Source organism: Chitinophaga sp. (assembly GCF_039596155.1).
Classification (GTDB): Bacteria; Bacteroidota; Bacteroidia; order Chitinophagales; family Chitinophagaceae; genus Chitinophaga.
Map to the genome: position 1 here is coordinate 27,856 of NZ_JBCNKF010000020.1, position 16,326 is coordinate 44,181.

General features: G+C 45.1%; 9 protein-coding genes. 7 read left to right on the plus strand and 2 right to left on the minus strand.

Features of this window, described 5'->3' with window-relative positions:
• Nucleotides 1–107 precede the first annotated feature (107 nt).
• From ABDW33_RS19195 to ABDW33_RS19215, 5 genes are all read left to right on the plus strand, one after another.
• On the plus strand, nt 108–3,800 hold the full coding sequence (locus tag ABDW33_RS19195) for a T9SS type A sorting domain-containing protein (RefSeq protein WP_343691707.1): 3,693 nt from the start codon (nt 108–110) through the stop codon (nt 3,798–3,800).
• Between the two features lie 61 nt (nt 3,801–3,861).
• Complete coding sequence (locus tag ABDW33_RS19200) at nt 3,862–9,387, plus strand: fibronectin type III domain-containing protein (protein WP_343691708.1); 5,526 nt, start codon at nt 3,862–3,864, stop codon at nt 9,385–9,387.
• 2 nt (nt 9,388–9,389) lie between these two features.
• Complete coding sequence (locus ABDW33_RS19205; protein ID WP_343691709.1) at nt 9,390–9,866, plus strand: hypothetical protein; 477 nt, start codon at nt 9,390–9,392, stop codon at nt 9,864–9,866.
• Between the two features lie 77 nt (nt 9,867–9,943).
• Nucleotides 9,944–10,444 (plus strand): RNA polymerase sigma factor, encoded by a 501-nt coding sequence (locus ABDW33_RS19210; protein WP_343691710.1) that lies wholly within the window; start codon nt 9,944–9,946, stop codon nt 10,442–10,444.
• Nucleotides 10,434–11,033, plus strand: coding sequence for a hypothetical protein (locus ABDW33_RS19215; RefSeq protein ID WP_343691711.1), 600 nt, complete (start codon nt 10,434–10,436; stop codon nt 11,031–11,033). Before ABDW33_RS19210 ends, ABDW33_RS19215 begins: the two co-directional genes overlap by 11 nt.
• Nucleotides 11,034–11,171: 138 nt before the next feature.
• On the opposite strand, the gene ABDW33_RS19220 is transcribed toward ABDW33_RS19215, so the two are convergent.
• Nucleotides 11,172–11,981 carry an SOS response-associated peptidase family protein gene (locus ABDW33_RS19220; RefSeq protein ID WP_343691712.1) on the minus strand — a complete coding sequence of 270 codons (810 nt, stop codon included), beginning with the start codon at nt 11,979–11,981 and terminating at the stop codon, nt 11,172–11,174.
• A 5-nt stretch (nt 11,982–11,986) separates the two neighbouring features.
• Nucleotides 11,987–12,499, minus strand: a complete 513-nt coding sequence (locus ABDW33_RS19225; protein WP_343691713.1) for a hypothetical protein — start codon at nt 12,497–12,499, stop codon at nt 11,987–11,989.
• A gap of 1,151 nt (nt 12,500–13,650) precedes the next feature.
• Here ABDW33_RS19225 and treF point away from each other — a divergent pair.
• On the plus strand, nt 13,651–15,204 hold the full coding sequence (gene treF / locus ABDW33_RS19230) for an alpha,alpha-trehalase TreF (RefSeq protein ID WP_343691714.1): 1,554 nt from the start codon (nt 13,651–13,653) through the stop codon (nt 15,202–15,204).
• A 237-nt stretch (nt 15,205–15,441) separates the two neighbouring features.
• On the plus strand, nt 15,442–16,320 hold the full coding sequence (locus ABDW33_RS19235) for a right-handed parallel beta-helix repeat-containing protein (RefSeq protein ID WP_343691715.1): 879 nt from the start codon (nt 15,442–15,444) through the stop codon (nt 16,318–16,320).
• Nucleotides 16,321–16,326: the final 6 nt, after the last annotated feature.

Consider the following 16,326-nt stretch of genomic DNA (forward strand, 5'->3'; position numbering starts at 1 on the left):
TTCGTAATAACCACGGCAGCATGATTGTTAACCATTGTCCATGCTGCATTAGCGACCATATTCTTAATAAGAATATCAACCAAAAAGATAACAATTAAGCCTATATCATGAAGTTTGTTACCACGGTAATAATGTTATTATTACATCTGTCTGGTTTTGCGCAAATTAGTGTAAATGTTTATGCTCATCTCACACAGCCGGGATCGATCGGCACACTTTCATTTGATCAAACAATATCACTGAGTACTGCTCCATTGGATGCGGATGGGGGACCGGTTTACAGGGCCCGGGCAGACCATATGCCTCCCTATGTATTATATCGTAATAATGCCTGGCTGGGAACTGTGAGTAGTGATAATATTTACCCTGTAAGTACGAACCGGGGAGAGCTCCGGTTTTATGGTTCGGAGCGTAATATGGGTTACTTCTCGGTAAGATATGTGTATGAGATGGTAGCGCCAAACCAGGTGAGTGCAGGTGCTTCGGCAGCTACACAAACTTGTGCGAATGCTACAATGGAGTTGCGTTCAACGGATAACTGGCCTTTGTTTAATGATAATATTCTGAACACGAGTGTGATATGGGAATATAATCTGAATGGATTGTCAACCTGGGAAGGACTGGATTCTTCCTCGGCAGGATTTTCCTTTTCTTTTGTGCCTGCATTGTATATGCCGGCGGTGACCAGTATTGTGAATGCCCGCTTTCGTTGTCGTGTCAAAGCACAGTATAATGACAGGGTATATTATTCTCCTTACAGCAAGGCATCAGATTATTGTACGATCATACCAGCTCCTCCGGTATTGAAGAACGGGCATGCGGTGTTGGTAACTCCCGCCTGTACAGGAAAGGCAAATGGCCGGATCTGTCTCCCGGGAAGTGCGCTCACCAGTGCATCTCCTTTTATGTACTGGTTATTACGCCCCGGAAATGTGACGACACCCTGTACAATGAATTGCGGTGACCTGGTAGATTGGAGTGATGGAATCGATAGTGTAGCCAAAGGTGTAAATGTGGAAGGTGTGGCAGCGGGAACGTATACGCTGTGGTTGATTAATGCCGGGGGGAGTGCGGGTAACTGCCTGACGCCGGTAAAGGTGATAGTACCGGAGGTCGCGGCATTGGCCCTAAACATACAGTCTGTGACACATATTGGATGTCATGGCGGCCGCAATGGTGAAATACTGGTACAGGCAACGGGTGGGGGTGGGTATCAGTATACATTGAAAATGCCCGGCGGGCGGGTATTGGACAACACGACAGGGTATTGGAATAACCTGGCTGCCGGCGTATACGAGGCGATGGTGAGTGACACGACCTGTCATGAAGTACAGCGGGTGAGCGTAACGCTCACAGAGCCAGCAGTATTAACCGGCGGCATACATACATGGGGCGCTTCCTGCCATTTGCCTGCAGATGGAGGAATAGCGGTGACAGCACCGGGTGCACTCATTACCCTGTACAATGATGCCGGTATTTTACAGACGTCTTTTTCGGGGTTACCAGCAGGAAGATATACCGTCCGGTTAGCCGACTCCAGCTATCCGGCCTGCCCTTCCAGGGATACATTGGTGGTGGTGAATGACGCTGTTCCCCTGTCATTGCAACTGGTAAAGACGGACTCAGTAAGCTGCCATGGTGCTAGCGACGGACATTTACAGGTGATAGGCAATGGGGGAAGTATTTACCATCTCTCCGGCCCCGTACAAATGACCAATACAACCGGAGATTTTACTCATCTTGCGGCAGGTGAGTATACGGTTCAGATAAGGAGAAACAACCCGTCCTGCAATGACACGCTGTCCCGCCGGTTTACGATCTATGAACCACCGTTGTTGCGGGTGACAATAACTCACAGACCAATTACCTGTTACAACGCTGCGAATGGATATTTACAGGCAAACGCAACGGGTGGTACAGGTAGGTACAATTACACCTGGGAGCGGTTACGGCAGCCTGCCTGGTTGGCGGCCGGCATGCAGGTAGAAGATGTGGAACCCGGTACATATAGGGTGACCGTGCGGGATAATGCATGTAGTGTAACTTCAGATACGGTACAAATAATGAACCCTTTAGAGCTATCAATCGACTTCGTAGGAATTCGGGAAGCTGTATGCCTGGAGGATGGTGCGGCATTTGATATTGCGGCATCCGGTGGAGATGGCAATTATACATTTGCATATTCACGGGATCATGGAGAAACTTATCATTCACTTGCACCGGTGCACATTCCCGGAGAATACGACATACAGGTAACCGATGGAAAAGGGTGCATGGCCTGGGCAGAAGATACCTACAATATTAGATTACCTGACAGTCTTTGCTTTGAGACCAGGTTGTCACATATAAGCTGCAGGGGGAATAATGATGGGCGCATAGATATCGGCGCTTCAGGCAATGGATATGGATTGTCATATAGTCTTGATAATGACAATTGGCAGGGATCACCTGTCTTTGATAATTTACCGGCCGGGGACTACAATGTTTTTGTATTGGATGACCGGGGGTGTAAGAAGTTATCAGCAGTAACAATATTGGAAGACACGAGTCATGAGGTATTGAATATAAGTATCAGAGAACTTAGAGGTGTTTATTGTGGAAGCGATACAACAGGGAGTATCCGTTTTAGTACATCCGGAGGAACGTATCCGTATCTGTATTCTCTGGACAATACAAATTGGATAACAACGCCTTCCTTCTCAGGTTTATCAGCGGGAAGCTATACCATACAGGCAAAGGATGAACGGGGCTGCCAGACAAAATATGCAACTACCATCCTGGCAGAAGATCCTGCCATTCGTTTGTCGGCCAGAATTAAACCGGTTCAGTGTCATGGAACAGCTACAGGAGAAGTGAGTATAGAGGCATCGGGTGGTGATGGTATTTATCATTTTTCGTGGGAGGGATTATCATTAACCACTCAAGATATCGTCCGGCAGCAGGCCGGTCAATATCGCCTGGTGGTAACAGACGGAAAGGGTTGTACTGCAACCGGCGACTACAACATTGCCGAGCCGGCAGTTTTAAGAATGGACATCGCTTCTGCAGGAGTTTGCGATGGCTTGCAGGACGGCATAATAAAAGTACTGGCCAATGGTGGCACAGGCCACTATACCTATTCATTAGAAGATGCAGACTGGGTGCCTGATTCAGTATTTAACAACTTGCCCGCAGGAAATTATCAGGTAGTCATAAAGGATGCCAATGACTGTCTGCTTCAACAACAGGTAATCCTTACGAAAAAGAATATACAACCATCAGTGAACTTCCTGGTCGTCTCACAGAACAATGTATCGGATACACTTGCTGTCAGGGAAATCTGTCTCCCGGCACCGGATACTGTCAACTGGGAGTTCTCCTCTGCGGCAGAGTGGCTGGGTACGGATCTTTACAACGCGCCCTTAATCAGGTTTAGTCAACAGGGAGACTACTGGATAAAAATGTCTGCTGTCTTCGGCGGTTGCTGTTACAACCTGCAGAAAGCAGTCAGGATACTGCCTTATGATCCGCTATCCATACCTGTATATCAGTTACCAGCCAGCATCATAGATACCGTGATGATGTCTCCCAATCCGAACCAAGGCTACTTTAAGTGTAAAGTGCAGTTAAATAAAAGGCAGCAAACCGTTATTACCGTCTATGACCTGAATGGGCGATTAATAGAGCGGAAGCAATACGCTCCTCTGCTTTTAATAGAAGATAATTTTGACCTTGGAAAGGTGTTGCCAGGAGTGTATCTGTTACGTGTGCTGACCGAAAATGAGAGTAAAGATCTGCCATTCATAATCAGCCAGTTTTAATGAGTGAATATGGAACGATGGCCGGTCACTGCCGGCCACCATATCTTTCAAATCCTATCCCATGAAGCGCTTACGGAGTTTAATACTTTTATTACTGACCTATACATGTACCTTACAGGCGCAGGATTATCCTGTTATCGCCAGTACACAGATCATTCCTCCTTACAGCCTTTACGTACCGGATTATTATACAGGAGCCGGTGAGCAACTGCGGGTGATCCTTTTACAACGGGATCTTACCCAACCCGGTTATGACGTGAGTTTGCAGATGACCCTGGAGCGGAATGGTACAGTGATCATGCGGACGTCGCCGTCTTACCATCCTCCGGCAATAACGTTAGCGGCAGGCGTACCCGTCATCATCAGCGGTACTGCGCTTGCAGATTACTTTTCCGTAGATCACCTTCTTTTTAGCGGTACTTATAGCCGCGAAGAGTATGAGCGAACAAAATCTTTACCGGAGGGTTCCTATCGCCTCACTTTTCAGGCATATGATCGCCTCCGGCCAGAGGTTCAGGTCAGCAATGCCATTGCCAGTGTATTCTTTTTGCAAAAAAGTGATCCGCCATTATTGAACTTCCCGATTTGTGGCAGCAGGGTGGAAAAGCGGGAGCCGCAATCGCTCGTTTTTAACTGGTCAAACCGAAATACCAGCCAGGCAGGTACATCCTACAATTTCTCGCTGTATGAAATAAAGCCAGCGGGAAGCAATCCGGATCATATCGTCCGTAGTACGCGCCCCCTGTATACTACCACCACGGATAACACCACCATCCTGTACGGTCCTGCAGCCCCTCCGCTTACAGACAGCCTGCAATACGCCTGGATAGTGCAGGCTATAGACAAAGAGGGGAAAGATCTTTATAAAAATCAGGGCTTTAGCCAAAGTAGTACATTCACCTATCTGGGCAGCAACCCATTTGAAAATGCTGCGAGACCTGTATTGTACGGAATGGCTAATGGCGAACGCCAGATCCGCTACCATTGGCCAGCTACAGCAGTAGACGGCTACCGGCTGCAATACCGGGCTGTCGCTAAAAATAATGTTGCGTATGATTGGCAGACGATAGGGTTAAGCACAGATACAACGGCTGTAATTTCAAGCCTGGAACCGGACCGGGAGTATGAAGCACAACTTCAATGGAAGCTGGCTGGTGTATACAGCCAATTCAGTGCGTTGCTGACAATCAAGACACCCGCATTACAAAGTATCGTCTGTGGAAATGCAACGAGCCTTTCATTGCCGGCTAACAGACAGGTGCAGCCTATATTAACTGCGGGCAATATTATCCGTATTGGTCACTATGATGTATTGCTGACCACCCTTAATACCGGGCGGATCATCACTCCCGGATTAGGCTTTGGTTTAGCGGTATATTGCAGGAATATAGTCGTCAATACAGACCTGGTCGCCATCAGTGGTGAAATGCATGCGGTCACAAAAGGCATCGGCCAATTCATCAAAGAAGAGCTGGATGCCCAGCATGGAGGAGATGATATGGGGCAGGTCAAAACCGGTGATCTGGTGGCAGATATCACTACACACCTGCACCTTTTTACGAGAGAAGGAATCGTGGTAGATACAGTTTCCCGTACGATCACTTTAAAGGATAGTGAAGATGGAAGTACGCAGGCTATACGGTATACCACGCTGCCATTATTGTTGGAAGATGCAGATGGCAATATTTACCAGGTCAGCCAACAGGGAGCTGTCCATGAAGTTGGCCGGCGAAATATGGCATGGGCTGTTAAAGCAGCCAGCTTTAATCAGCTGCGGCTTTCTGATGGACGTGTCGATTTTACAGCTGCAGCTGATAATAAATATGCATTCGATGTGTTTAACGCCGGTTATCCTGCAGCCTATGAGTCATTGGCGGATGGCCAATATCGCGTTAGTGCCAAAGCTATCATACCTGGTGCCCGGGAAACGATTATAGCTCACAGGTCTGACACAACACCTGTCCTATTTGTAAACGGCAAGGGCATCGTCTTCCCTTCCCGTTGTGCGGGTAATGATTGTAGCGTGACCATCACCGGTGGGCCGGCCGCAGATGCCCAGGAATTGTATGCGATACATCCCGATGGTAGCAGTGTAGGAAAGTTACTCATTCCCAGTTACCCCGCATTGCAGAAAAAGGTCGTATTGATACCGGTAGGTGAACACATTGCTATTCCTGAAAATGCGATCAAACAGGTGCTGGCCACTGTTTATGGTCGATTAGGAATAACGTATACGGTTGAAACAGACAACTCATTTAAGGGCAACAGTGCCTGGGACCTGGATCAGGATGGGGTATTAGAAGACAGCAAAAGTGCCTTGTTGAGCAATGGTTTTACGGGGGAGGAAAGAGCGATGAAGAAAGCTTATATCCAATCTCATCAAATAGCAAATGATCAGGTCTATTTGTTCGTGGTAAATGAAGGGGCGCGTGAGGACGTTGGATTGCTGGGGAAAATGCCACGCAAAAGTCAATTTGGTTTTGTATGGCTCAAGGGTGGTACAGATCAGGAGATCGCCCGTACGGTAGCGCACGAGATAGGGCATGGGATGTATACCCTGGCGCATGTAGTGAATTCGTCGGGGAGGGTTCCGGATAAATCATTAAACGATGGAGATGGTAACCTGATGACCACCGGTACCGGCCTTGCTTTATACAAATTTCAGTGGGACATTGTCCATGATCCGGGTAGTGTGTGGGGCATCTTCGAAGAGGATGCCGGCAGTGAACTTACAAAAGGCTTATCTCTCTACAAATGCCTGCAAAAGGATGTTCAATCAGCCCTGACGTCTTCATTGTATTACGCACCAGATAGTACAGTTGTGAAATTACCAGCGGGAGCAGTCCCGCTGTCAGTATTTTATGACGACATCGGGAAAAATAGTCCGGCTATGCCAGGTTCGCTGAATAGCTTTGAATATGGGGGGAAAGAATACAACGCCATTTATTTTGTGAGTAACGGAAGGTTTAAAGGATACAGTTATGAGAAGTATGATTCGTCCAGCTACATCTACGCGCATTCACATACGCCCGGAGGCGAGATAAATAGAATAGATTTTGGAAAGGACATGTTTACCTGTGAGGTAAAGGTAAATGGCGTATCGTATCCAAATGATGGTTGTATCTGCCAGGATAATTTCTTCACGCAGCAATATAAGCGTTATATGCGGGAAGTGATCGGGTCAGAACAGCCAGCGGTGCAGGCAGAAATTGCAGCCATTTGTAAGACCATCTTTGGACTTCCCGGAGATGTACTTGCTACCAGCCGGGAGCTTTTTAGCTACTATTATGAAAACCCGGCGCTCTACTATATAGATTGGAATACATCTCCTGATGTGTTTACATTTGATCAGTTAAAGAGAATGCATCAGCAATATAAGGAGCTGGATAGCAGCATTCAGCGTTTAAAGCGTTGTGACTTCAATACAGGCAATGATGTAGTGGATTTTGTCAATGCAAAATTCGTGACACCCGGCACCAAGACCTCCTTTCTTTCCAGGGCACCTTTTACAAGGCTGACTGCTGAAGCCCGTGCCTGCCTGATCGCTAAGCTTTTAACAGGGGACTATGGGCAGCGTTGGTCTGCAACAAGTAGTGAGTTTGGCGGGCAGAATATAATGCTGGAGATAGTGAGCAATTGTGCAAGTACAGGGGAATTGTATAAAGTAATAAAGACCTTACAGCGCGAGCATTTGTTGTATAGATTCTTGTCAGATACCTATGACTTTCTATATTTATCAAAAGGGAATTTTACTCAATTATGCAATGCAATTACAATTGCAATATTAGATGAAGAAAAACCTGGTCAGGACCTTGGTTTGATCAGTCAGTTAATGAAAGAGAGAAAGTGGTTGGTATTTGATGATGGGTATCTAACAGCCAGTAATGCGGAAGCGTTCAGAGATGCAGAACAAAAGATAGCGTTGGAAGTACGGGATGGGATGACGAGCTACCTCAATGTTGTCTTACCCATATTAGGTGGAGGGAGTACCGCTTTATTCCCGGATTATGGCAGTATCAATCCTTTTAAGGGGAAGTTCAATCCATTGGACTATGTTATATTGATTCCAAAGCGGGATGTAAAAGCGTTCGGGGCGACCTTAGAGAAAGGGATTCCTTATGTTTTGCCGGCGATATCGGTGTATCAGCTGTTTAAGATGGATACTAAGTCAGCACTGGAAACGTCTGCAGGGTTGGTATTGAATACAGGATTATGTGCAGTAGGGATGGAGGGAATGATGGGGGCGGAGAGTGTGGTGACTGGTTGGGAGATGTTGAATGTGGGGCTTACAGACTTTGTAACATATGCCAATGCTGCTCCTGAGTTAGTGAAAGATCATCCGGAGTTTGTGGAGTATGTCAATTATCTGGCACTTGCTTATACAGTGGGCACGCTGACGGTTGGGACGGTGAAGGGGATAAGGAATGCAAGGATTAATGTGCCGGTGGAGATGATGGAGGCGATGTTTGCGGAGGATGCATTGGAAACAGTGCACCGGACGGTATCAATGGGTAAAGAGCAGGCTTTGACGGCAAGGCGCATTCTTGGTAACATGAATGATAATAAGGTGTATTTGGCATTGCATTCGGAGGGAGAGACAGTAAATGTTATAGAGAATGGTATAGAAAGCAGTTTAGCACACAAATCCTTGCACAAATATATTTTAGAAAGAAAGATTCCTATGGACAAGGAATTGGTGGTTCTTACAGCTGGCAATGAGGAGACGGTGCAAAAATTATGTGATGTATGTAATAGGCCAATTATTACTAATATTGGAGCTGTTGAGATTTCTGAAAATAGGGTGATAGAAGCTGAACAAGGGTTTAGAAAGTTAATGCCGGCTAGTAAGGCGTCGGAGATTGTGAGGGTAGGGGTAGATGAGGCACCGAGGGGATCAAAGGTGGTATTAGGTGAGTTATTAGGAGAAGAGGAGTTGGCGGATAGGATATATGAAAATATCAGGAAGCTATTGAAAATAGCCGGGGAGAAAGATATGTGGTTTTCCAAAAGGAATATGTGGCAGTTGGTAAAGAGAGGGAAGGAGTTGGGGTTGGGGAGGGCAGAGATAGAGGATATTATCTTTAATGCGTGTAACAGGAGGATGTATTCGTTGGAGGAGGTGATGTCGCAGTTGGAGAAGTGGGAGTCGGTGAAGAGAGAGGGGTTTCCTGTTTTGTTTAGCAGTCTGCGGGAGTTTGATGAGTTTGGAGAATTGTTGAAGGGGTTGGCGAAGGAGTGGGGGCTGCCGGAGGGGAGGATATATGTGCAGGGGAGTGCTTTGAGGATGGATGATCCGGGGGATTTGGATGTAACAATAAGAGTAGAGGAAGCTGAGTTTGAGTCTATTCGCTCTAAGTACAGGTCATCAGTTAAAATTAAGGTTATCCTCGATAATTTTGGTGTAGGTGGTAAAATCAGTGGGTATAATATATATAGAGGTAACGACAATTTTACGAAGAAATTCCTTGAATTATATTTTCAAAAGAGTAAAGCAAGTACAATAACTAAAATTAGAAATGCAAACATCCAAATTTCTGTCGTAAAGAAAGGTGGTAAAATAGACATTGGCCCATATTTAAAATTGTAGTAATGGAATATAAATTTTATAGATCTTATTATTTTCAGAATGAGAATACAGAAATTAATTTAGACTCTTTGTCTCCTGAAGAAGTTTATTACAGATTTTATCATGAAGCGGAGATTGGAATTGATGTTGGAGAAAGACATATTGATGGAAAATTTGATACTGTTTATTACATAGGCGGAAGCTTTTGCGACATTGTTAATTATCACAATGTGAATTTTAAGGATTTAGCTTTTTTCCATACGGTTGAACGTTTAGCAGAATTCACGGTAATAGTAAAAACATACAAGAATTATATTTTCAATACCGCAATGATTGTAAACTGCAAGAATAATTACGAGGAAGAAAAGATTAGTATTTACAACGATAAATTTGAATTAACTGAGTATCGGGAGTTCTTAAGTATTAATAACGAATGCATTGTTGGGCAGAGAATTTTCTTACCATCAGTTTGGAAGCTATCAAAAGAGGATTTCTACTAAAAAAATCCTCCTCCCCCCTGTAACAATCCCCCCTCCCCACATACAAACCAATAAAACATTCACCTAAAAACCAAACCTTGACTTCCGAAAATGACTTCCTCCACCTCCTCAACGCACACAAAGGCATCCTCCACAAAATCTCCAAAATGTACATGGAATCCCCGGAAGACCAACAAGACCTCTTCCAGGAAATCATCTACCAACTTTGGAAAAGCCACCACACCTTCTCCCACCAAAGCAAATTTTCCACCTGGATGTACCGCGTCGCCGTAAACACTGCCATCACCTTTTTCAAAAAACAAAAGAGAAAGCCTCCCACCACCCCTTCATTCCCGGAACACCTCCCGTCTGAAGAAAACGAAACAAACACCAAGGAACTCCAGCTTTCTCACTTCTACAAAGCCGTCCAGCAACTCGAAAAGATAGAAAAAGCCTTAATTTTCTATCATCTCGAAAGCTACACCCACAAGGAAATAAGCCTTCAGCTTGGCATCAGCGAAGTAAACGCCAGGGTAAAACTAAACAGAGCAAAAACTAAACTTAAAGAACTCATAAAACTACAAGGATATGAATTTTGACGACATCCAGGCTGCCTGGAACCAGGACAGTAACAACAACATCCAGCTACCAACCGCACTCAACGATCTCAAGGGTAAAAGTTCTCCTGTGAAAAAAATCCGAACCGCCATGAGAACTGAACTATTCCTTCAATCAATCGCTCTCACCATCACCGGTTTCTTCCCGCAGATACTCAGCCTGAACAGCAATTTCCTGCTGGCCTTCTACATGACCTACGCATTTATGCTCATCATCTCAATCTACTACTTCATCCGCTTCTATTTCTTCTACAACCGCCTCTACAATTACACCCTCAATTCCAAAGAAAGCCTCTTCACTTTATATTACGATATCAAGATTAATATCGAAATGTATCGGTCTTTCAATTATTCCCTCATTCCTATATTGGTAATCATGTTGTCACTCTTTTTAGTTGCAAAAATTCCCTTAGGTGCACTCATGGACCAAAGCCATCTGCTCACCTTGGGAATCGTGATCCTTGGAGCATCAACAATACTGGTATATGTTTTTATGGAACTGGGAATTAAAGTGGGATATGGGAAGTACCTGAAGGAAATCGGGTCCATCATAGATCAGCTACGCGAATAAAATAATCAGGGCTCGGCACCCGTAAGCGGCGGATACTGTTATTAGTATGAGCGCTGAAGGTGCAGGTCAGGATCATTCATCGCTTTTACCAGGGTGATGAGAATCCCGCTATGTGCCGAACCCCTGATTACACTCTTATCAAAATAGACTTTGCTGCATCCCGGCATTCAACGGCCTGTCATTTCCCAACGGCGGCAACGCCGCCCACTCCCAATGCGCATCTTTCTCCAGGTGATCCGGCCGCTGCTTCCCACCACGAATCGTATACACCGTGTCATAACTCAACTCCTCCGCCGGTATCTCATAACTCAAAATCTCCCTTACTTCCTCCTCCTGTAATTCCGGGTCAATCCACCGTTTCGCCAGCTCATGATGCACAAATAGCGGCATCCGATGTTTATTCTCCCCGCTATTATGTATCTGTGCCATCAGCCCATTCGCTGGCCGTGTAATTAAAGTATAAGTTCCTTCCTGGTACAACTCTCCCGTAGTCATATCTACCTCTGTACTTTCCTGGTACAACCCCGGTAAGAAGAACAAGGGTGTCTCCTTTAACCGCACCAGGTAAGGCACTTTATTCTTCCAGCCAGTGATCTGGCGATGCTCATAGATCCCACTCACGGGAATCAAACACCGGTTGTTCCGGATCCTGTACCAATAAGACTGATGATCGTCCAGTATCCGCTCACTCCGCGCGTTGATCATCCCTGACCGCCGCGTTTTCCTTTCTTTGGGATCTTTTACATACAAAGGCGTCACCCCCCATTCCATATTCGTCAGCTGTGGTATATGATCCTTCTGATGAATCACATAGTAAACCGGGAGTGCATGCCCCTCCACATGAATAAGCGCATCACTGTTCAATTCCAATTGCCTGTTGTCTACAAGATCAGGAAAAACATCCAGCGTCAATTGAATATCCGTATGAAAAGAAATATCGTAACACATAGAGATTATTTGATAATATCAAAAAAAGGAACTTCCAGTTGCTGAGTGCCCGTGTCTATCACGGCCAGCACCCGTCCATACCGGAGGTGGAAGCCGACGTCCACCCCGTGATCCCTGTCAACTTTCAGCGACGTCTTACGCTGGATAAATTTCCGTACATCCTCCGCATAGGCCTGCTTCATCAGCTTCGCCCAGTTCTTGTCTTTTAGCGTATCAACATACACCTGGTAAGTTGATCCCGGCGCCAACAATCCCAGTAACTTCTCCCGCTGCGCAGGTTGTGCCAAATCTACCAGTTTACCTTCATTAGGTAAGAGCTCTGCCAGGTGCAGTTCCGCATCATTCGGATAACGATACCTCGTCGCTATAAACCCAGCTCCTGGTATAATCCCTGTCCACTGAAAACGCTGTACAACCAGGATCGGTTCGCCCATCAGCAGTAACTGCTGGATTCTTTCTACCGTGAGTGGTTCAAATGGATTGTATGACTGTATGAGCGGCATTGTACAAAATTGCATATTTTCTTCTAATAATTATCCGCTCGGGAAATGCCGTTATTGCCATCAATTAGAAAAAAGACAACCGGGGAATAAAACAGTCAGGAGCAGCGCACATTTATGAAACCGGTAATGAAAATATACTATCAGGAATCATTTCCATTCACGAAAGATCTAGCTTTGCCGGAACTAGGCAGCACAAACACAACGATAAGAGACTCCAATACAAAAAATAGAAATGGCAGGAGAATTGCAGCAAAGTCATTGATCCGATAAAAAAGATATTACGTATAGCCCTCATAAAACGAATACAAAAAGTATTAAAATTGAGCAGGACTGTATTGTATTATGCAAATCGCAAATGACAGTTCAGTAGGGCAATAAAGTCTGAACATCAAGTAATAGTCCGATCATATTAAACGGCAAATAAATGCTGATCGGATAAAACATCAAATAAACTCCGATCGGATAAAGCATCAAATAAAACGCTGATCGGGTTAAACATCAAATAAAACACTGATCGGATAAAGCATCAAATAAAACTCTGATCGGGTTAAACATCAAATAAAACTCCGATCGGATAAAACAACAAATAAAACGCTGATCGGATAAAGCATCAAATAAAACTCTGATCGGGTTAAACATCAAGTAAAAGTCTGATGTATTAAATGGGAAATAAAACTCCGATCGGATAAAGCATCAAATAAAACTCTGATCGGGTTAAACATCAAGTAAAAGTCTGATGTATTAAATGGGAAATAAAACGCTGATCGGATAAAACAACAAATAAAACTCTGATCGGGTTAAACATCAAGTAAAAGTCTGATGTATTAAATGGGAAATAAACGCTGATCGGATAAAACAACAAATAAAACTCTGATCGGGTTAAACATCAAGTAAAAGTCTGATGTATTAAATGGGAAATAAAACACTGATCGGATAAAACAACAAACAAAACGCTGATCGGGTTAAACATCAAGTAAAAGTCTGATGTATTAAACAGCAAATAAAACTCCGATCGGATAAAACAACAAATAAACTCCGATCGGATTAAACAGCAAAACAATAACACCCCCGTTATAAATCTTAAAAATGACTAACGTAAATTACAATATCGAATAAAATCAATATAAAAACATTCAGAAAAATATATCTTAATCATATAGACGAATATGAGAAAAATAAACATCATCTGCCTGATCGTATGTTTTGCAGCCTGTAAACCTTCTGCCAGGGAAGGCTCTCCCGTACAACTCTATCCCGGGCTTTTTGAACAGGTCCAATCATCACATATCTTCCCCGACAGCAAGACGTTTGCCGATGCGATCCCAAAGCAAACTCCCGGAGAAATCATGGCCGATTACAGGAAATATAAAGACCAACCGTCTTTTCAACTCTCTGCATTCGTAAATGACCACTTTATCATTCCCGCACCCGCCGCCGCTAATTATATCACCGATACCACCCAGGATGTCTCTGCCCACATTCATGCGCTCTGGACCGTATTGCAACGGACCCCTGATAAACAGGAACGAGGCGGCTCCCTCATCCCGCTGCCCCATCCCTACATCGTACCGGGTGGCCGGTTCAGAGAAGTTTACTACTGGGATAGTTACTTCACCATGCTCGGCCTGAAAGAAGACGGCGATACTGCCCTGATTAATAATATCATCAACAACTTTGTATGGCTGATCGACAACCATGGCTATATCCCCAATGGAAACCGCACCTACTACCTGACACGCTCACAACCTCCCTTCTTCTCCCTGATGCTGGCGCTCGGCAATCACCCGGTTTCTACCTACCTGGATGCATTACAAAAGGAATACGATTTCTGGATGCATACTGCCAAAAAAGAAACAGATGAACACGTCGTATACCTCCCCGATGGACACAGGATGAACCGTTATTTTGATAAAGGAACATGGCCCAGAGAAGAGGCCTATACAGAAGATATTCAAACCGCTCAACAGTCTGCTGCTACATCTAAAGAAAACGTCTACAGGGAACTTCGTTCCGGAGCCGAAACCGGCTGGGATTTCAGTAGCCGCTGGTTTGAAGACGGCCATACATTAAAAACCATTCATGTGACTGATATCATCCCGGTAGACCTGAATTGCCTGCTGTATCACCTGGAAATGACGTTGGCAACTGCTTATCGCGAAAAAGGTGACAATGCCAGGTCCGCTGAATTTGAAAAAGCCGCCAGGCAAAGAGCCGCTGATATCATCAGATATTGCTGGGATGACGGCAAAGGATGGTTCATGGACTATGATTTCAAAAAGCACGCCCGTACAGGTATACCCAGCCTGGCAGGCATGTATCCGCTGTTTTTTGGCATTGCTACACAGGTACAGGCCGACACAATGATGCGGGAACTGCAAACCGAATTCCTGCAGCCGGGAGGATTGGTAGCTACACCCATTGAAACGGGTCAACAATGGGATGCACCAAATGGCTGGGCTCCATTACAGTGGATGTCCATTGCAGGACTGATGAAATATCATAAGGATTCATTGGCCGGCGAGATTGCATCCCGATGGTCTCATTTGAATATAAAGACTTTCAGGGCGACCGGTAAGTTATTAGAGAAATATAACGTGGTAGATACAACATTGGCCGGTGGAGGAGGGGAGTACCCTAATCAGGATGGATTTGGATGGACCAATGGCGTGCTGTTGAAGATAATGCACATGCAGGAAAAAGGGGAGTTGAAATACCCATAACAATACAGATAACTACCCTAAAATAGATGCACCATAGAAACATCATCACATACAGGATAGAGGAGAAGGCAATTTCTCCTCTATCTCCCGAATCAAATGTAGATCCGCCATCGTTGCCGGGAACGATTGCGTAAATAAATCCCCGTCTTCTCATTCACTTATCCTCCATTTATTGTAAACTTGAACTGGTTGCGCAGCTAACATACCCTCATTTTTTAACCTCTTATTTTCCTAGTTATGAAGAACAATCTCATGATTGCCCTAATGCTAATGGCATGTACCAGCTGCAGCAAAAACGAAGACCAGGTAAAGCTGCCTCCTCCTGCTACTACAGCTGCCCTGGGCGAAGTGACCGCGGCCGCTTCCACCACTGTCACCACTGAAGCCGCTCTGAAAACAGCCGTGGCTAATGCCAAAGCCGGTGATATCATCACTATCAGCGGTACTATCAACCTTACCAGTACCCTTCAATTACTCAATAGCGGCACTGCCAGTTCCAAAATTAATATCTCCGGCGGTACGCTCAATGCCGCCAAAGCCGGCAGTTGGGCAGTAAAAGTAAATGGTAGTTATTGGAATATCCAGAACATACGCATTACCGGAGGCCCCAGCTCAGGCATCGTATTCCAGTCAGGCGGTAATAACTATGTAAATAACGTTACTGCCGATTACAATGGCAATACCGGCATCCAGGTGTACAACGGTGCATATAATGTAAGCGTCAACAACTGCCACTCTAATCAGAACTACGATGCTGCTGCTGGTGGCGAAGATGCTGATGGCTTTGCCTGCAAACTTTCCAGCGGTGCGGGTAATTCATTCACAGGTTGCTATGCCTCCTATAATTCAGATGATGGATGGGACCTCTATGGCAACCCTTACCCTGTAAAGATCACCGGCTGTACTGCTGAACATAATGGTAAAGGAGTTAACGGCGATGGAAATGGATTTAAATTAGGCAGCTCCGGTCAGAGCATTGCGCATACGATTACTAACTGCGTGGCTAATTATAACTCTCCAGGTTGGGGCTTTACAAGAAATGGTAATGCGAAAGGAGTAGTTAAATACAGCGGTTTGAGTGGCACAGGAAATGCGAGTGGTTTAATTGATTTATAAGATCAC

Coding starts and splice junctions, on each gene's coding strand:
- ABDW33_RS19195 (WP_343691707.1), top strand. CDS start 108: ATGAAGTTTGTTACCACGGTAATAATGTTATTATTACATCTGTCTGGT.
- ABDW33_RS19200 (WP_343691708.1), top strand. CDS start 3,862: ATGAAGCGCTTACGGAGTTTAATACTTTTATTACTGACCTATACATGT.
- ABDW33_RS19205 (WP_343691709.1), top strand. CDS start 9,390: ATGGAATATAAATTTTATAGATCTTATTATTTTCAGAATGAGAATACA.
- ABDW33_RS19215 (WP_343691711.1), top strand. CDS start 10,434: ATGAATTTTGACGACATCCAGGCTGCCTGGAACCAGGACAGTAACAAC.
- ABDW33_RS19220 (WP_343691712.1), bottom strand. CDS start 11,981: ATGTGTTACGATATTTCTTTTCATACGGATATTCAATTGACGCTGGAT.
- ABDW33_RS19225 (WP_343691713.1), bottom strand. CDS start 12,499: ATGCAATTTTGTACAATGCCGCTCATACAGTCATACAATCCATTTGAA.
- treF (WP_343691714.1), top strand. CDS start 13,651: ATGAGAAAAATAAACATCATCTGCCTGATCGTATGTTTTGCAGCCTGT.
- ABDW33_RS19235 (WP_343691715.1), top strand. CDS start 15,442: ATGAAGAACAATCTCATGATTGCCCTAATGCTAATGGCATGTACCAGC.